This window comes from Vibrio sp. 1978 (genome assembly GCF_033344345.1).
On the sequence record NZ_JAWPOP010000003.1, the window covers coordinates 213,406 to 230,679 of the forward strand.

General features: G+C 44.2%; 17 protein-coding genes, 1 riboswitch and 1 other annotated feature. Of the genes, 6 read left to right on the top strand and 11 right to left on the bottom strand.

The features are described 5' to 3' along the window. Position 1 precedes the first annotated feature (1 nt). From lpxH to R8N49_RS04720, 3 genes are all read left to right on the top strand, one after another. Positions 2 to 739 carry a UDP-2,3-diacylglucosamine diphosphatase gene (gene lpxH / locus R8N49_RS04710; RefSeq protein ID WP_005378157.1) on the top strand — a complete coding sequence of 246 codons (738 nt, stop codon included), beginning with the start codon at positions 2 to 4 and terminating at the stop codon, positions 737 to 739. A gap of 98 nt (positions 740 to 837) precedes the next feature. Next, entirely contained in the window at positions 838 to 2,052 is a 1,215-nt protein-coding gene (locus tag R8N49_RS04715; protein WP_017821720.1) for an EAL and HDOD domain-containing protein, read from the top strand. A gap of 87 nt (positions 2,053 to 2,139) precedes the next feature. Beyond that, entirely contained in the window at positions 2,140 to 2,655 is a 516-nt protein-coding gene (locus tag R8N49_RS04720) for a YchJ family protein (protein ID WP_031812834.1), read from the top strand. Between the two features lie 275 nt (positions 2,656 to 2,930). On the opposite strand, the gene hisIE is transcribed toward R8N49_RS04720, so the two are convergent. The 9 genes from hisIE to tet(35) all read right to left on the bottom strand — a co-directional run bounded on the left by hisIE (position 2,931) and on the right by tet(35) (position 12,078). Then, positions 2,931 to 3,566, bottom strand: coding sequence for a bifunctional phosphoribosyl-AMP cyclohydrolase/phosphoribosyl-ATP diphosphatase HisIE (gene hisIE / locus R8N49_RS04725; RefSeq protein WP_053307441.1), 636 nt, complete (start codon positions 3,564 to 3,566; stop codon positions 2,931 to 2,933). Next, positions 3,563 to 4,336: an imidazole glycerol phosphate synthase subunit HisF gene (gene hisF, locus R8N49_RS04730; RefSeq protein ID WP_004749837.1), complete on the bottom strand. Its 774-nt coding sequence runs from the start codon at positions 4,334 to 4,336 to the stop codon at positions 3,563 to 3,565. The genes hisIE and hisF overlap by 4 nt, the downstream gene beginning before the upstream one ends. Further along, complete coding sequence (hisA, locus tag R8N49_RS04735; protein WP_053307442.1) at positions 4,318 to 5,055, bottom strand: 1-(5-phosphoribosyl)-5-[(5-phosphoribosylamino)methylideneamino]imidazole-4-carboxamide isomerase; 738 nt, start codon at positions 5,053 to 5,055, stop codon at positions 4,318 to 4,320. The genes hisF and hisA overlap by 19 nt, the downstream gene beginning before the upstream one ends. Positions 5,056 to 5,067: 12 nt before the next feature. Then, the gene (hisH, locus tag R8N49_RS04740; protein ID WP_017821716.1) at positions 5,068 to 5,682 is read right to left on the bottom strand and encodes an imidazole glycerol phosphate synthase subunit HisH; all 615 of its coding nucleotides are present in this window, start codon (positions 5,680 to 5,682) and stop codon (positions 5,068 to 5,070) included. 26 nt (positions 5,683 to 5,708) lie between these two features. After that, positions 5,709 to 6,782 (bottom strand): bifunctional histidinol-phosphatase/imidazoleglycerol-phosphate dehydratase HisB, encoded by a 1,074-nt coding sequence (gene hisB / locus R8N49_RS04745; RefSeq protein ID WP_005389832.1) that lies wholly within the window; start codon positions 6,780 to 6,782, stop codon positions 5,709 to 5,711. A 69-nt stretch (positions 6,783 to 6,851) separates the two neighbouring features. Beyond that, a complete protein-coding gene (gene hisC / locus R8N49_RS04750) occupies positions 6,852 to 7,892 on the bottom strand; it encodes a histidinol-phosphate transaminase (protein WP_086046628.1) in 1,041 nt (346 codons plus the stop codon). Between the two features lie 18 nt (positions 7,893 to 7,910). Next, the gene (hisD, locus tag R8N49_RS04755; protein WP_054577956.1) at positions 7,911 to 9,203 is read right to left on the bottom strand and encodes a histidinol dehydrogenase; all 1,293 of its coding nucleotides are present in this window, start codon (positions 9,201 to 9,203) and stop codon (positions 7,911 to 7,913) included. A gap of 5 nt (positions 9,204 to 9,208) precedes the next feature. Beyond that, complete coding sequence (gene hisG, locus R8N49_RS04760; protein WP_005378180.1) at positions 9,209 to 10,105, bottom strand: ATP phosphoribosyltransferase; 897 nt, start codon at positions 10,103 to 10,105, stop codon at positions 9,209 to 9,211. Between the two features lie 53 nt (positions 10,106 to 10,158). Beyond that, positions 10,159 to 10,296 (bottom strand) — a sequence feature (His leader region). A 180-nt stretch (positions 10,297 to 10,476) separates the two neighbouring features. Further along, positions 10,477 to 12,078, bottom strand: coding sequence for a tetracycline efflux Na+/H+ antiporter family transporter Tet(35) (gene tet(35) / locus R8N49_RS04765; RefSeq protein ID WP_318189872.1), 1,602 nt, complete (start codon positions 12,076 to 12,078; stop codon positions 10,477 to 10,479). A 109-nt stretch (positions 12,079 to 12,187) separates the two neighbouring features. After that, positions 12,188 to 12,370: riboswitch (Lysine riboswitch) on the bottom strand. Between the two features lie 582 nt (positions 12,371 to 12,952). Between tet(35) and R8N49_RS04770 the strand changes: the two genes are divergently transcribed. Continuing rightward, complete coding sequence (locus R8N49_RS04770; RefSeq protein ID WP_005378185.1) at positions 12,953 to 13,360, top strand: H-NS family nucleoid-associated regulatory protein; 408 nt, start codon at positions 12,953 to 12,955, stop codon at positions 13,358 to 13,360. Between the two features lie 127 nt (positions 13,361 to 13,487). On the opposite strand, the gene R8N49_RS04775 is transcribed toward R8N49_RS04770, so the two are convergent. Together R8N49_RS04775 and R8N49_RS04780 are read right to left on the bottom strand one after the other, a co-directional pair. Next, positions 13,488 to 14,792 (bottom strand): inosine/guanosine kinase, encoded by a 1,305-nt coding sequence (locus R8N49_RS04775; protein ID WP_205390794.1) that lies wholly within the window; start codon positions 14,790 to 14,792, stop codon positions 13,488 to 13,490. A 116-nt stretch (positions 14,793 to 14,908) separates the two neighbouring features. Continuing rightward, positions 14,909 to 15,178 carry a hypothetical protein gene (locus R8N49_RS04780; RefSeq protein ID WP_005437209.1) on the bottom strand — a complete coding sequence of 90 codons (270 nt, stop codon included), beginning with the start codon at positions 15,176 to 15,178 and terminating at the stop codon, positions 14,909 to 14,911. Positions 15,179 to 15,368: 190 nt separating this feature from the next. On the opposite strand from R8N49_RS04780, the gene mnmA reads away from it, so the two are divergent. Both mnmA and hflD read left to right on the top strand, forming a co-directional pair. Continuing rightward, complete coding sequence (gene mnmA / locus R8N49_RS04785) at positions 15,369 to 16,493, top strand: tRNA 2-thiouridine(34) synthase MnmA (RefSeq protein WP_005378192.1); 1,125 nt, start codon at positions 15,369 to 15,371, stop codon at positions 16,491 to 16,493. A 10-nt stretch (positions 16,494 to 16,503) separates the two neighbouring features. Beyond that, positions 16,504 to 17,121, top strand: a complete 618-nt coding sequence (gene hflD / locus R8N49_RS04790) for a high frequency lysogenization protein HflD (RefSeq protein WP_005378194.1) — start codon at positions 16,504 to 16,506, stop codon at positions 17,119 to 17,121. Positions 17,122 to 17,274: the final 153 nt, after the last annotated feature.

Genomic DNA, 17,274 nt, shown 5'->3' on the forward strand with positions numbered 1-17,274 from the left:
TATGACGACATTATTTATTTCCGATCTTCACCTTACCCCATCACGTCCTGATATCACGGAATGTTTTGTGACGTTCATGCGAACAGAAGCAACAAAAGCTGATGCACTTTATGTACTCGGCGATCTGTTTGAGTTCTGGATTGGTGACGATGACAACACCCCTTTTGCAGACCAAATCCGTGCAGAATTTAAAGCACTGACGGATGCGGGTGTGCCAACTTTTTTCATCCAAGGCAATCGAGATTTTTTACTCGGCAAACGCTTTTGCAAAGAAACCGGTATGACATTACTCGACGATGTCTGCACGATTGATCTTTATGGTCAAAAAGCCGTAATCCTACATGGCGATACGCTCTGCATTGACGATGTGAAATACCAAGAGTTTAGAAAAACCGTTCACAAGCCATGGCTACAATGGTTGTTTAACCGTATTCCTTGGTTCATTAAGAAGAAAATTGTCTCAAAAGTTCAATCCGATATTCGTGATGATAAAATGAGCAAGTCATTAGATATCATGGACGTTAACCAAAATGAGGTCGAGAAAGTGATGTCTCAGAACTGCGTCAACATAATGATTCATGGTCACACACATCGCCCGAACACACATTTTTTTGACGTCGATGGCATTAAAAAGACCCGAATTGTTTTAGGGGATTGGTATACGCAAGGCTCAGTTTTAAAAGTAAATTCTGATAGTTTTGACCTGCAAACGAGACCGTTCATACAGAATTTGCGTTAAGCATGTAGAGCGTGTAGAAGATTCACGCTCAAGTCGTAGATATTTTGTAAAAAATCGCTATTATCATAATACTAAGTTAAACAGAACGAAGTACCTAATTGAAGTATTCTTACGTAGCTCGCCAACCGATTCTGGATAGAGAAAAACGAACCATAGGTTACGAACTCCTCTTTCGAGACGGCCCTAAAAATACCTTCCCTGAAGTAGAACCAGAGCTGGCTACTAGTCGACTGCTATCCGATCATTTTTTGTCGACGCATTACAACACATTAGGAAACAAACTTGGCTTTGTTAACTTTCCGCATCAAAGCTTGGTGAACTTGGTCCCAACTTTGTTTCCTAAAGAATCTCTCGTCATTGAAGTCCTTGAAGACTGCCAACCGACAGAAGAACTGTTAGAAGCCATCAAGCACCTTCATGAGTGCGGGTACAAAATTGCTCTGGATGATTTTGTTCCGACGAAAGCTTGGAAGCGTTTTCTTCCATACGTTTCCATGATCAAGTTTGATATTAGACTTGTGCCGATCAAGAAAGCTGCCATTTTTATTCAGGCGTTGAGCCCATTTAAAATCGACTTTCTTGCGGAAAAGGTAGAGACCTATGAAGAGTTTGAGCAAGCTCTAGAAGCCGGTTTTAACTATTTTCAAGGGTATTTTTTTAGCAAACCTGAGATGATCCAGAAAAAACGGTTGAACCCCGCGTTTCTTACCGTCATCCAACTTTGTAAAGAGATTGCAGATAAGCCCATCGACTTCAATGAGGTTGAACGTCTGTTTTCGATTGATGTGACGCTGTCATACAAGCTGCTTACTTACGTAAATTCAGGATATACATTAACGACTAAGATCAAATCGTTCAGACAGGCGCTTATTTATCTGGGTGAAGAGCGACTACGACGCTTTATTTCCTTAGTTGCAATTGCCTCCGTTCAAGAAGATAAACCTGACTCTCTTTACTCTTTAGCGATTCAGCGTGCACGAATGTGTGAACTGCTACTTAGTCAAATGAACACTAGGTATGACCCTGGGCAGGCTTTTTTGACAGGCATGTTTTCTTTGCTCGGATCTTTGCTCGATCAACCGCTCTCGGATGTCATTGAAGATATCCCCGTTGACGAAGATATAAAACTCGCATTAACCAGTCGAAAAGGCGTACTTGGTCACTTACTTTCGATGACGATCGCCTACGAACAAGCGGACTGGGAGTTAGCCGAGCGATATTGCACCGTTCTTAAATTAACCGAACCTCAATTAGCAGACGCTTTTAATCAATCGACGGAATGGGCTCAAGAACTGCTGTCTCAAACGCCCTAAACGGCTATAATGCCCCAAAGAATACCTGCGACCTCACTTATGTGGGGTTGTTTGTTTTTACCGCTTAATTAATCGAGATTTCATTTTATGGCTTCTTCTTGTCCTTGCGGCTCTAACCGCACCTACCAACAGTGTTGTGAAATTGCCCACAATAACCACGCTGACGTCACCACTCCGGAGCAGCTAATGCGTTCTCGTTACAGCGCGCATGTGTTAGGTCTAGTGGATTACGTGGTGAACACATACCACCCAAGCTGTAATGCAGAAGAGCAACGTGAAGGCATTGCCCAATCTATCGACAGCGATTGGTGCAAGCTTGAAGTTGTAAAAACAGAAGCTGGCAGTAATGACAATGAAGGCTTTGTAGAGTTTAGCGCTTATTTTGATGAAGACGGCAAACGCTACTGTATGACAGAGCGTTCTCGTTTCGTGAAAGAAAATGGGCTTTGGTACTACATTGACGGCACGTTTCCAGAAGAAGAGCTAGAAGAAGAACCAGAACAAGATCCTCGCCTAAACCAACCAGTGAGTAGCCTAAAAGTAGGTCGTAACGACCCGTGTATCTGTGGAAGCGGTAAGAAATTTAAGAAGTGTTGTGGGTAAGATCATCCACTCCTAGCTTATTGAGCTCGATTTAATTGGATTCTTGACTTCGCCTAGGTTCGTTGGAGTGACGTGAATATATGTACCTATTTGAAGTAAATAACTCTACTGCAAGTACCATTAGAAAATATACCGTCATTCTGAACAGCGAGGGACGAGCGTGATTCAGAATCTAATCGCCACCAGCACTGTTGCCGGTTTTTGCCCCGAATCAAGAACACTAAAGTAAAAAGCCCCTAGGCTCGAGAGCATAGGGGCTTTCACTTATCGCAAGCTTACTTATGACGCTCTTTCAGTTTGTTCACTACGTCATTCATCGATAAGCCTTGGTCTTGAAGCAATACCATTAAGTGATAAATCAAATCTGCAGATTCACACACTAACTCCGCCTTATCGCCCGACGTCGCCGCAAGCGCGACTTCAACGCCTTCTTCGCCCACTTTTTGCGAAATACGCTTGGTGCCACGGGCATAAAGACTGGCAGTATAAGAGGAATCTGGGTCGGCACTCTTGCGGGCAGCCAATAGCTGCTCAAGTTGATGAAGCCACACCATTTGTGACTCCTCTTGAGGGTCCACATCCCAGCAAGTTGTGTTACCCAAGTGACACGTAGGACCAATGGGATTCACTTTCACCAGTAGCGTATCGTTGTCGCAATCGAGCTGAATGTTCACTAGTTGCAATACGTTGCCGGAGGTCTCACCTTTCGTCCAAAGACGCTGCTTGGTACGAGAGAAAAACGTCACTTGACCTGTTTCGCCCGTTTTTGCCAACGCATCTTGGTTCATATAACCCATCATCAGCACTTGGCTTGATTGGAAATCTTGTACGATAGCAGGTACCAGACCATCCACCTTTTCCCAGTTGATTCGCTCAACTAGCGAACTTACTTCGGCGGCTTTCACACTCATAGTCGTACCTCAATGCCTTGTTGTTTCAAATACTGCTTTAGTTCACCAATATTGATGACTTGTTTGTGGAATACCGATGCGGCAAGCGCGCCATCCACATTTGCTTTTTGGTATGCTTCCGCAAAGTGCTCCATAGCACCTGCCCCACCCGATGCAATCAATGGCACGTTACACACTTCACGCACCATGTTAAGTTGTTCAATATCGTAACCGTTACGTACGCCGTCTTGGTTCATCATGTTCAGTACGATTTCACCAGCGCCACGCTTTTGTACTTCTTGCACCCAATCACGTGTTTCCCATTGAGTTGCTTTGGTGCGTTCTTCATCGCCAGTAAACTGGTAAACCTGATACTTGCCTGTCTCTTTGTCGTAGTATGAATCGATACCAACGACGATACATTGCACACCAAACTTATCAGCAAGGTCAGTAATCAGTTGCGGGTTAGCCAATGCAGGTGAGTTAATAGACACTTTGTCTGCACCAAACTCAAGAATGCGCGCTGCATCTTCCGCTGATTTAATACCACCAGCGACACAGAAGGGAATATCAATCACTTCAGCAACGCGAGCGACCCAACTTTTGTCAACAACACGCCCATCACTTGAAGCGGTAATATCGTAGAACACAAGCTCGTCAGCGCCTTCTTCCGCATAACGCTGCGCCAGAGGAACGATGTCGCCAATGATTTCGTGGTTGCGGAACTGGACGCCCTTCACCACTTGTCCATCACGAACATCAAGACATGGAATTATTCGCTTTGCCAGCATGCAAATGCCTCCTCTGCTGTGAATTTACCATCTAACAGCGCACGACCAACAATCACACCAGCCACACCGCTGCCTTTTAGCGCTTCGATATCTGCTAATGAGCCAATGCCACCTGAAGATTGAAACTGCACTTGTGGGTACTGTTTACATAGGTCGACATAAAGCTCTACGTTTGAGCCTTCTAGCGTACCGTCACGAGAAATGTCCGTACAAAGCACGTGCTGCAAACCTACCGTCAGGTAATCGTTGATCAGAGCTTCGATAGTCACGCCTGAATCTTCTTGCCAACCAGAAATCGCTACTTTACGTGTGCCGTCTTGATCGATGTTGATGTCTAGCGCGAGAACGATTTTCTCTGCACCGTATTTTTCCATCCAACCTTTCACAAGCTCTGGCTGTTTTACTGCTGTTGAGCCAACGACAACACGCTGAGCCCCCGCTTCTAGCAGCTCAATCACGTCTTGCTCTGTGCGCACTCCGCCACCGATTTGGATGTTCGCTGGCGTGCTTGCTAGTAGCTTTGCAATTAAATCAAGTTGACGTGCTGTCGTGTCTTTCGCGCCAGTTAAATCCACCAAGTGCAGCCAGTTAGCACCAGCTTGGTGGTACAAGTTGAACTGCTCTGCTGGGTCGACTTTGTACTCAGTTACTTGGCCGTAATCACCTTGATAAAGGCGAACCACCTGTCCTTCAATTAAATCAAGAGCTGGAATAATCACACTAAATCCCTTTTATAATTCTAAGAAGTTTTGAATAAGCTTCGCGCCCGCTTTTGAAGAACGCTCAGGGTGGAATTGCACGCCGTAATAGTTACCGCTTTGTACTGCTGCTGTGAACGGGTTGCCGTATTCACATTCCGCAATCGTGTAATCCCCAACAGGCATCGCAAAGCTGTGCACGAAGTAGAAATACTCTCCTTCTTCAATATCTTTGAAAAGTGGATTACCTGCTTTTGCAGAGACCGTGTTCCACCCCATATGCGGCAACGGCAAATCGCCAGTTTGTAGTAGCTTCACTTCGCCATCACAAAGTCCAAGACACTCAACTAACTCGTCGGCTTTCTGCCCTTTCTCTTGAGACACTTTGCCCAACAGTTGCATGCCTAAACAGATACCTAGTAATGGCTTTTCTACCTGTTTTACCAAGCTGATCAGATCGCGCTCTTCTAGGTTCTTCATCGCTTCGCTGGCGGTTCCCACACCCGGTAGGAATAGCTTATCTGCGGATAATACGACTTGCGGATCTTTTGAAATCGTTACGTCATAGCCTAGGCGTTCAATGGCAAACTTCACCGAAGAAACGTTGGCACAGCCAGTATCGATAATGACAACTTTCTGTTCTGTCACTGTTTTTCTCCTTGCTAACGTTAGCCTTAAAGCACGCCTTTACTACTTGGTAGCTCAGTGCCTTCTACTTTGATTGCTTGGCGTAACGTACGACCAAACGCTTTAAATAGACTTTCAATGATGTGGTGATCATTGTTGCCCGCAGAAGAAAGGTGCAACGTACACGCTAATGTGTCAGTCAGAGAGCGGAAGAAGTGAACCACCATCTCTGTTGAAAGATCACCCACTTGCTCACGACTAAACTGCGCGTCGAACTTAAGGTAAGGACGACCTGATAGGTCTAGTGCGCATTGCGCCAAACACTCATCCATTGGCAAGCTAAAGCCAAAGCGACCAATACCACGCTTGTCACCCAGTGCTTCTTTCAACGCTTGACCCAACGCAAGAGCGGTATCTTCTACTGTGTGGTGATCATCAATGTGCAGGTCACCTTCCACTTTGCACACCATTTGGAATCCACCGTGCGTCGCAATTTGATCCAGCATGTGGTCAAAAAAGCCAAGACCTGTAGAAATATCGTTACCGCCTTGCTCGTCAAGATTAACGAATACTTTAATGTCTGTTTCTTTTGTGGTGCGAACCACTTCAGCAACGCGAGCCTTCACCGTGAGATCTTTTAGGATCTGTTTCCAACCCATGGTTTCTGGGTTGTATTGAATGCCACGAATTGCCATGTTTTCTGCAAGTTGAAGATCGGTTTGACGATCGCCAATCACAACAGAGTTTTGAAAATCCACTTTGCCACCTTGAAGGTACTCTTTTACCAAGCCCAATTTAGGCTTACGGCAAGAGCAGTTATCTTCATCGAAGTGAGGACAAATCAGCACATCATCAAACTTCACACCTTGAGATTCAAAGATCTCCATCATCATGTTGTGTGGTGCATCAAAATCAGCTTGTGGGTAGCTGTCGGTACCCAAACCATCTTGGTTCGTGACCATCACTAGACGGTATCCTGCATCCTGCAACGACAGCAGGCTTGGGATAACAAATGGTTCTAGTTTTAGCTTATCTAAACGGTCTACTTGAAAATCAATCGGCGGCTCAACAATTAAGGTGCCATCACGGTCGATAAAAAGGATTTTTTGTTGTTTGCTCACTCGAACTTCCTTATTGCTATTCTTTTGGCGCTCCCGCTATTTAGCGAGAGCGATAAATTCTGTCTCTATTTATGCGTAGTAGTTTCTGATAAATCCAAGCGTTTTTTCGCACTCGTCACGGTTACCCACACTGATACGCACACAGTTTTCAATTGGCGAGTTACGCAAAATAATGCCCGTATCCCAAGCCGCTTTGAAAAGGTCATCGCCATCTGGGAATTTCACCAATAGGTAGTTCCCCCACCCTTCAAACACTTCCAAGCCCGGAATCATTGAAAGGCCAACTTGCAAGTAAGCACGGTTTGCATTCAAATCGAGAACTTGAAACTTCGCTCGCGCTAAACCAGCTTCCGAAAGCGCCTGAGTCGCAATTTCTGCCACTGGAACTGGGACTGGGTAAGGTGCGATAACTTTAAGAAGTACATTAATCAGCTCTTCGTTCGCAAGCGTAAATCCACAACGTAGACCTGCAAGCGCAAAAGCTTTCGACAGAGTACGCAGAATTGCAAGGTTCGGGTATTGCGCCAGTAGGTCTACCGTTGACGCTTCTGGACAAAAATCGATGTACGCTTCATCCATCACCACGATTGCACGGTCTTTTGTCATCTCAAGCAGAGACACAATGTCCTCACGCTTAACCAAGTTACCTGTTGGGTTGTTTGGCGAACATACAAAAACCAGTTTCACGTTATCCAGATTAGCTTCGATGCCTGCAAGGTCTAGTTGCCAATCTGACGTTAGCGGCACGGTTTTGCACTCTACACCGATGGTTTCTGCACTGATGGCGTACATACCGTAAGTCGGTGGGCAGTAAAGAATCGCATCTTCACCCGGCTCACAGAATGCACGAATCAGTAGTTCAATACCTTCATCCGCACCACGAGATGTTAATGTTTGCTCTGGTTTCACACCCGCATAGGCTGCGTAAGCAGAAATCAGTTCTTTAGGCTGACATTCGCTGTAACGATTAAGACGAGCAAAGTCTGTTTTGTATTCATTGTTAAATGGTGATTCGTTGGCATTTAGCCATACGTCACCCGTACCACCGATTCGGCGAGCCGACATATAAGGGGTAAGCTGTTGGACTTGTTTACGCGCTAGCTTTTCCATCTCATTACTCTCTTATTCTTACTTACTTGCTAATTTTTCTACGCGGATAGTAACAGCACGTTTGTGAGCGTCCAGACCTTCTGCTTCAGCCATCGTGACTACCGTTGGTGCAAGGTTCTTTAAACCATCAGCAGAAAGCTCCTGAACCGTCATTCGTTTAGAGAAATCCGCCAAACCTAAGCTTGAATAAGTACGTGTGTAACCGTAAGTAGGAAGGACGTGGTTAGTCCCCGATGCGTAATCTCCCGCAGATTCAGGAGACCAATCCCCAAGGAAGATAGAACCTGCGTTATCTAATAGAGGTAGAAGCTCACGAGGGTTCTTAGTCTGAACAATCAAGTGCTCAGGACCGTAGTAATTGGAAATAGAAACTGACTGCGTCATCGACTCGGAAATAATGATCAAGCTTGATGCCAGAGCCTTTTCTGCGATGTCTGCACGAGATAGCTCCTTAAGCTGACGTTGAACCGCATCCGTCACTTGATCAGCAATCACAGGAGAAGGAGTCACCAATACCACTTGAGAATCAGGACCGTGTTCCGCTTGGCTCAAAAGATCCGCAGCGATAAAGTCTGCATCTGCGGTTTCATCTGCAATCACTAGCACTTCTGATGGCCCTGCTGGCATATCAATCGCAGCACCGCGGAAATCATTGCTAACCTGTCGTTTTGCTTCGGTCACGTAAGCGTTGCCCGGACCAAAGATCTTATCTACTTTCGATACAGTCTCGGTGCCATAAGCCATTGCAGCAACTGCTTGGCCACCACCGACGTTGTACACTTCATCAATGCCACACAGCTTCGCGACATAAAGGATCTCATCAGCGATTGGCGGTGGAGAACAAAGAACGACTTTACGACAACCTGCAATTTTTGCAGGAACGCCGAGCATCAAAACAGTCGATGGCAAAGGCGCACTGCCACCAGGAATGTACAAACCCACTTTTTGAATTGGACGTGTTACTTGTTCACAAAGAACACCTGGCTGCGTTTCCACCTTGAGCGGTTGCGGCTTTTGCGCTTTGTGGAACTTAGAAATATTGGCGTAAGCTTGCTCTAGTGCGCTCTTCATTGACTCTGACAAACGCTCTGACGCTGCCTTAATTTCCTGAGAAGAAACACGAATGGATTCAGGCTTAACACGGTCAAACTTTTCTGTCAGCTCAATAAGAGCAGAGTCACCTTCTTCTCGAACTTTAGCAATAACTTCGGCCACAGCAGTGGTGATATTGGCACCTTCTGCAATAGCAGGGCGCTCCAAAATAGAGTCTTGCTGATTCTCACTTAATGATTGCCAAACGACTGTTCTCATGATGCTTACTCCATCATTTTTTCAATTGGTAGAACGAGAATTGAACTTGCGCCCAACTCTTTCAGCTGTTCCATTGTTTCCCAGAATAGGTTTTCAGAACTCACTAAGTGAACAGCCATTTTCTGCTTATCTGCAGAAAGAGGAAGAACAGTTGGGTCTTCAGCACCTGGCAGTAGTGCTTTAATTTGATCTAACTTCTCTGCTGGGGCGTGAAGCATAATGTACTTAGATTCTTTCGCTTGCTGCACGCCTTGCATGCGAGTTAACAGCTTTTCGATTAGCGCCACTTTGTCTGCGTCGAACTCACCTGTGCGTTGAATCAATGTCGCTTTTGATTTGAAGATAATTTCAGCTTCTTTAAGGCCGTTCGCTTCCAGTGTTGCACCTGTAGAAACCAAATCAGCGATAGCATCAGCGAGACCCGCGCGAGGCGCAACTTCTACAGAGCCTGTCAGCATACATGTAGAGAATGGAACGCCGGCTTCATCCATGTACGCTTTTAGAAGTTGAGGATACGTTGTAGCAATACGCTTGCCAGCTAAGTCTTGTGGACCGTTGTACTCTTCGTCCTTGTCGATTGCGATAGATAAACGACAGCCACCAAAATCAAGTCGACGAAGCTGAACAAACTCGCAGGGTTCACCTAATGCTTTGCGGTCAAGGCGAACTTCTTCTAGTTCATTTTCGCCAATAAAGCCAAGGTCAACCACGCCATCCATAATTAAACCTGGGATGTCGTCGTCACGAACCAAGAGTAAATCAATTGGCATATTTTCAGAATGGACAACTAAACGCTCGCCCATTACGTTGAACTTTACGCCGCACTGTTTTAGTAGAGCTTGACTCTCTTTGCTAAGACGACCTTTTTTCTGAATTGCGATTCTTAAACGTTGTGTTTGCATTGCTTTGTCCCTATGCAAGATTTTGATATCTAAGTATTTTTCAAACTAATAAAACTAAAAAACCCTCGGGAGATTGAAGTCTCCCGAGGGTTTAAAATCTGCTTTTACTTTGATTTTACCTCCGGGAGTTTCCTGCCTCCCGGGTATGCGTACATCGCCCGAAAGACTAGATTGGGTGATGATGGTGATGAATGTTCATTACAAAATTACGCATACTTATTTCAAGGCTCTTCTCATTTGCTTTGTTACCAACCACACTAACCAAGCTGATTACTTTTTTCAACCCTTAATTTTAAAAAAATTCGAATTGTATAATACAAATAAAAAAGGAGGCCGAAGCCTCCTACAATTTCACCTTTTAAATCAGTGAATTACGCACTCTGGCAAGACGCTATTTTAGACTTTGAAAGCCATGACAAAATAGCGCAAACGATAACGAATGTTATCGACGCTGCAATAAACGAAAACGCAATTGAAGCAGTCATACCAAGGGCAATAAAGCCCACGCATGAAACAAGCGCGACTGATAATGCATAAGGTAGCTGTGTTGATACGTGATCAATGTGGTTACAACGTGCACCCGTCGATGACAAGATAGTCGTATCTGAGATTGGTGAACAATGGTCACCGAATACCGCACCAGCTAAAACCGCACTCAGCATCGGTAGCATTAGCGCTACGTCTGTTGCGCCAGCCATGTCACCCGCGATTGGTAGCATAATGCCGAACGTACCCCATGAAGTACCTGTTGAGAACGCCATTAGGCCAGACAACAAGAATAGGATAACTGGTAGCCAGTGTGGGTTAATGTTGCCCTGCGCCATTGTCGAAAGGTAAGTACCAGTCTTCATATCACCGATAACAGAACCAATGGTCCAGGCAAATACTAAGATTAGAATCGCACCAAACATAGACTTAGCACCAATCCAAAGTGTACGTGCGATCTCAGCCATTGGTAGACCTTGCTTCACAACAGTAAACAGTGCAACAGCTAAGCCAAGCAAGCTACCGTAGATTAGTGATGTACCTACATCTGTATTTTCAAAAGCACCAAGAAGCGCAAACTCCTTACCATCAGCAGCCAATGCTTGGCCACCCGTGTAAAGCATTGAAGAGATAGTCGCGATAATCAGCGTTACGATAGGAAGTATCAAATCTGACACTTTACCCTTTTCACTTTCACGGATATCTAGCTCTTCGTTTAGGTCATGCGCTTCTTGCGAGTCATTTTCTTTGTCTTTATCAAAGCCACGACCTTGCGATGCAGAGATTTCATGCTCACGCATTTTACCAATATCAAGACCAAACCACGCAACAGCGAACACCATTAGCAGCGCAAAAACGGCGTAGAAGTTCATTGGGATAAGACGAACATATGCGCCAAGAGCCGAATACTCTGTGATCCCATGTGAGACTAAGATCCCGCCAATAATAGTAATAATGTAAGCACCCCAGCTAGAAGCAGGCATAATTACACACATTGGAGCGGCGGTTGAGTCTAGAATGTACGCAAGCTTAGCGCGAGACACATAAAAGCGATCGGTTACTGGGCGAGAGATCGCACCAACAGCAAGGCTATTAAAGTAATCATCGACAAAAATGAATACGCCTAAAAAGGCGGCAAGAAGTTTGGAGCCGCGTTTACTCTTCACTCGAGATTGTGCCCATTCAGCAAAAGCACGAGTACCGCCAGATAGCGTTAATAAAGCTGTTGTCATACCTAATAAGATTAGGAAACCAACAATGCTCATGTTCCAAGTGTTAATTCCGCCATCTTCAATAAAGACAGAAGAAACTTGAGAACTGACGTAACCTGCGGTGTCGCTGATAGACCAGCTATTAAGTAGCACCGCACCTAGCACGATACCTACACCCAAGGAAACTAATACACGTCGAGTCAAAATCGCCAAAGTCAAAGCGACAATAGGTGGCAATAATGAAACAGGAGAACTAGAAAAATCTATTAAATTCATGATCTTCAAAAACCAAAGTTTGGCTAGAGATCTACTGCAGACAAGTCACGTAGCATACGATACGTGCTCATGTTGAACTTAGCGACAGGGAAGCGAACACTCCACCCAACCCTACAGTAGCGCTCCATAGTTTAATGTGAATATATACTATGGCAGTGTTGTTCCTTTCAGATACAACCCCAGCAAGTAACTTTGATGAGTTACTTACTTCGGCAATCTTCGCCTTCCACTATTATTCATTGGCATCACCCCAATAATAGCTACTCTTCGAGACCGCGCCTCTACGGCAACAACAAACAATTAACCACTAACTGTACAAATTAACAACAAATTGTCTGCAATATTGCATCAGGTGGCAGCCATTGTACTTATGATGAGAGTCAATGCAACACATCAAACTAAATTAAACAAATAAATAATGACTGAGATAATTTATAAACCTTGCCTACTTCCATAAGTTTTGTGCAACTGAAATCACATCAATCATGTTATTTATGAAACATTATTACTACCTTAGAAATATCATGGTTTATCTTATATCAATAAATTAAGGATATATGACACAGCATTAAAGATGGATGCTTCATATTTTTAAGTAATAACTCAAATTTTTTTATAAAAAACCAAGCTGTCACTCTCTCTATACAATAATGATTGTTGATTTTAGTTCTCATCTAATAATGATTTATTTCGAGTGTAATAATATTAATTGCTTTAAAAAATAGTCAAATTTAAACAAAATCTTGATTTAGCATTTGCACATAAGGAAAAGATAAAGTTAAATATAAGGACTCTTTGTTTATTTATAGATTGGCATTATTTAATCGTAACGATAAAAAGTGCCCAACACATTAACCTTTTAATAGGAATCGTTATGTCAGAGCTGACTAAAACCCTTCTAAATATCCGTAGCCTTCGTGCATTTTCTCGTGAGCTGACTCTAGAACAATTGGAAGAAGCTCTAGATAAACTCACTACTGTCGTAGATGAGCGTCGTGAAGCAGAAGAAGCAGAACGCGCAGCACAAGCAGAGCAAGAAGCTAAGCTTGCAGAGATTGCTGAGAAAATCGCTCAAGACGGTATTGACGTAGAAGCACTTATTACTGCGCTATCTGGCGAAACTAAGACGAAAGGCAAAGCGAAGCGCGCACCTCGCCCTGCTAAATACAAATACACAGATTCAAACGGTAATGAGAAAACTTGGACTGGCCAAGGTCGTACACCTTCGGCGATTCAAGAGCAACTTGATGCAGGTAAATCTCTGGATGAGTTCCTAATCTAGATCCGTGCTATTTTTAAAAGGCTCCCATAGGGAGCCTTTTTTATTTAAACCATTACAAATAAAAAAGGCACATTTCTTAATGTGCCTTTTACTTTAGTTACAGAATAGTTAATTAAACCGCTTCGTATTAACGTTCCCAGTATGCTTCTTCTAGGCTATCTTCTCGCTCAGGAAGTCCGCGCGACAATCGTGGTGAATGTTGCACGAGAACTTCGTAGCTAGCACGGTTTGCGTATTTGCAGACTTGAGAAAAAGAAGAGTAAGTTAAATACTCGTTACTGTGCTTGCTTGAATTAGGCACATTTTCTTTATGGTATTTATTTGCTGCCATATCATGAAGAACAGCAGATAACGCAGCATCACCTGCGCCATTTGTATTCTTAATTTTTTCTGGGCCACCCATATATGGCGAGATATGCGAGTACACTTTTATTGGCGTCTCGCATGAGTCTTTTTTCGCCGGACGACTGAATTCATAACGATTAAATTCAGCAATTGACCCTGGAAGTAATGGCAAAGAAGTTTCGCGCTTCGCGCTATCTTCCGTATACCCAGCCATAAATAGACCTACAGGACCCGCCGTGCACAATACTAGATCAGCCCACTCCAATGTTTTATCAGACGCAGCAAGTGGATCAGATTCCCCCGTCAGTGCTTCTGCTTCGTCTTCGTTCATCGCAACGACAGAAACATTGTCGCGAATGAATTCTTGCCAGAATGTTGGATCATCTTGAATAACAAATTTAGTACCTAGCGTTAATACCACTGGTACATCGTGCTTTTTCGCGTATTCAATAGCACGCATCGTTGCTTCCGGCATTGGGTCGCCTTCTTTACAACGAACAAGGTATGCAGTAAGAACTAGAGCAGATGCGCTCTTGAAGATCTTCTCAGGGATATTGTCTGGGTGAAGTTGGTTCATTTGACCTTCGCTGATTGCGAAAGTACGTTCACCATCTTCGGTAATCAGAGCAAAACAACGACCGATTGCACCGTCAACACCTTGTAGGTAGTTCAGGTCCATACGGCTAGATGTGTTACATAGGTAGCGGTAACCGTAGCTGCCGATTTTGATATCTTGGCTCATTACGCCCAGAAGTGTTGAACGGTCATCGGCCAACACTGAATAGTTGTGCAGCGTATTACCGATCGTACCACCTGCATACTCATTGGTAATCAGGCATTCTGCTTTTAGCTGTTGGTACAAAGCTTCTGCTGTTGCATCATCAATAACCAACGAGTGTCCTTTACTCAAACCGTACTTTTCAATCACATCCGTTGTCACTTTCGCTTCAATATCAACCAGCGTTTGATCAATGCCGATGATGTGTGTGCGCGTCATCTTTTTACTTTCTTGTGCTTGGCTCACCAATGGGTCACGAGCATGAACAGGAAAATAGTGCTTGGATTTGCGTTGTCCAGGAAATTTCATATTGTTAGTCTGAGTAAGGGATGAAAAGGAGAACGGATTCTATACCGCCGTTATTAAAGCAGCAATAAAGGCAATTATAGCAAACGTTTGCAGTCTGCTTTTTTCTTTCAATCGGCCTATTCGCCTTCCATGAAACCCAAATCTGGTAATTGATCAAGGTGCTCGCTGTAGCGTTTCAGATTGAATTCACCTTCGTTTTTCATCACGTCGAAAATCTCAATCGACATTGCGCATGCCATCATCGCAACCGCATCTTCACGTGGTGTACCTGTCATCATTAAACGCATCAAGGTTTCTTTTACTTTGAGCGGATTGCCATCTTCTAGCTGATTTTCAACAATTTCAATCAACTCACTTTCTTGCATAAATTGGTTTTCTTCAGTCATTTGCTTTTTCCTCTTGGATTTTTGCCAACTATGCCATATATAACCCTTCTATACTTATCGAATTTAACCCTCACCTTCGCATTTGGATAAATTTAAGCCAAAATCGAAGTGTGATTTCGATCTCGGATCTGTCACCGGTCAGTGGATTCTGGTAGAATCTGCGTCCCGTTAATTTTAGTGGTGTTTAGTAATGTCTGATAACAGCCAAAAGAAAGTCATCGTCGGTATGTCCGGCGGCGTTGATTCATCTGTTTCTGCGTATCTTCTAAAGCAACAAGGCTACCAAGTAGAAGGCCTGTTCATGAAGAACTGGGAAGAAGATGACAACGAAGAGTATTGTACAGCAGCAGAAGATCTTGCTGATGCTCAGGCAGTATGTGACAAGCTGGGCATTCACCTACACACCATCAACTTTGCTGCTGAATACTGGGATAACGTATTTGAGTACTTCCTTGCAGAATACAAAGCAGGTCGTACACCAAACCCAGACATTCTTTGTAACAAAGAAATCAAGTTCAAAGCATTCCTAGAGTTCGCTGATGAAGTGCTTGATGCGGATTACATTGCAATGGGTCACTACGTGCGTCGTTCTTTCCCTGAAAACGGTGAAAAACCACAAATGCTACGTGGTCTAGATGGCAACAAAGATCAAAGCTACTTCCTGTACACATTAAGCAACGAGCAAATCGCACGTAGCCTATTCCCTGTTGGTGATCTAGAAAAGCCAGAAGTACGCCGCATTGCGGAAGAGCAAGATCTAATCACAGCGAAGAAGAAAGACTCTACGGGTATTTGTTTCATCGGTGAACGCAAGTTTACAGAATTCCTAGGTCGCTACCTTCCAGCTCAACCAGGTAACATCGAAACACCTGAGGGCGAAGTGATTGGTCAACATCAAGGCCTGATGTACCACACTCTTGGTCAGCGTAAAGGTCTGCACATCGGTGGCCGTAAAGGTGGCGGTGGTAACGAAGACCCATGGTTCGTTGGTGAGAAAGACCTAGAGCGTAACGTTTTGATTGCCGTTCAAGGTAAAGACCATCCAATGTTGAAATCAGAAGGTCTACTTGCATCACAACTTCACTGGGTAGATCGTGAGCCAATTCGCGATGTTATGAAGTGCACAGTGAAAACTCGTTACCGTCAGGAAGATATTCCTTGTACAATCATCCCTATCGATGATGAAAACATTAAAGTTATCTTTGACGAGCCACAAATTGCTGTAACTCCAGGTCAATCAGCAGTGTTCTACAAAGGTGACGTGTGCCTAGGTGGCGGCATCATCGAGCAACGCATTAAATATTCTCAAGCTTAGGAGTCGTTACGTGGCGAATACACTTTATGACCGTACTATCGCTTTCGCTGGGATTTGCCAAGCTGTTGCTTTAGTTCAACAGGTAGCGAGAAACGGACATTGTGATCAAGATGCTTTTGAAACATCAATCAACGCTATTTTGAGCACTAACCCTGCTAACACAGTTGGCGTATTCGGTCGCGAAGCCGATCTAAAGCTCGGCCTAGAATGCTTGGTTAAAGGGATTGATAGCACACCATCAGGCAGTGAAATTACTCGTTACATTATTAGTTTAATGGCGTTAGAACGTAAGTTAAGCTCTCGAAACGATGCTATGTCTCAGCTTGGTGATCGTATTCAAATGGCCAAGCGTCAGTCAGAGCACTTTGAGCTACTAGACGATCAAATGATCAGCAATTTAGCGAGCATCTATCTGGATGTCGTTAGCCCTATTGGCCCACGCATTCAAGTAACGGGCACGCCATCTGTACTGCAGCAGACGGCAAGCCAACACAAAGTTCGTGCGCTGTTGTTATCTGGCATTCGTAGTGCAGTTCTTTGGCGTCAAGTTGGTGGTAAGCGTCGCCACCTAATCTTCGGGCGCAAGAAGATGGTAGAGCAAGCACAAATCCTTCTTGCTCGTCTGTAGTAAAATATCAAATAAGCAGCTCGCGTTTATCGCGAGCTCATTTTTTTCGACTAAAACAAATCTCGCGCAAACGTTTGCGCAATATTCGTGACAATTGCCACAGTTATTGGTATAAAGCTCACGAAATTTAGAAACCCAATTCAGGAGAACATC

Coding starts and splice junctions, on each gene's coding strand:
- R8N49_RS04770 (WP_005378185.1), top strand. CDS start 12,953: ATGTCAGAGCTGACTAAAACCCTTCTAAATATCCGTAGCCTTCGTGCA.
- hisC (WP_086046628.1), bottom strand. CDS start 7,892: ATGGAAAAGCTAGCGCGTAAACAAGTCCAACAGCTTACCCCTTATATG.
- hisD (WP_054577956.1), bottom strand. CDS start 9,203: ATGAGAACAGTCGTTTGGCAATCATTAAGTGAGAATCAGCAAGACTCT.
- hisIE (WP_053307441.1), bottom strand. CDS start 3,566: ATGAGTGTGAAAGCCGCCGAAGTAAGTTCGCTAGTTGAGCGAATCAAC.
- R8N49_RS04780 (WP_005437209.1), bottom strand. CDS start 15,178: ATGACTGAAGAAAACCAATTTATGCAAGAAAGTGAGTTGATTGAAATT.
- R8N49_RS04720 (WP_031812834.1), top strand. CDS start 2,140: ATGGCTTCTTCTTGTCCTTGCGGCTCTAACCGCACCTACCAACAGTGT.
- R8N49_RS04775 (WP_205390794.1), bottom strand. CDS start 14,792: ATGAAATTTCCTGGACAACGCAAATCCAAGCACTATTTTCCTGTTCAT.
- hisF (WP_004749837.1), bottom strand. CDS start 4,336: ATGCTGGCAAAGCGAATAATTCCATGTCTTGATGTTCGTGATGGACAA.
- mnmA (WP_005378192.1), top strand. CDS start 15,369: ATGTCTGATAACAGCCAAAAGAAAGTCATCGTCGGTATGTCCGGCGGC.
- hisG (WP_005378180.1), bottom strand. CDS start 10,105: ATGCAAACACAACGTTTAAGAATCGCAATTCAGAAAAAAGGTCGTCTT.
- lpxH (WP_005378157.1), top strand. CDS start 2: ATGACGACATTATTTATTTCCGATCTTCACCTTACCCCATCACGTCCT.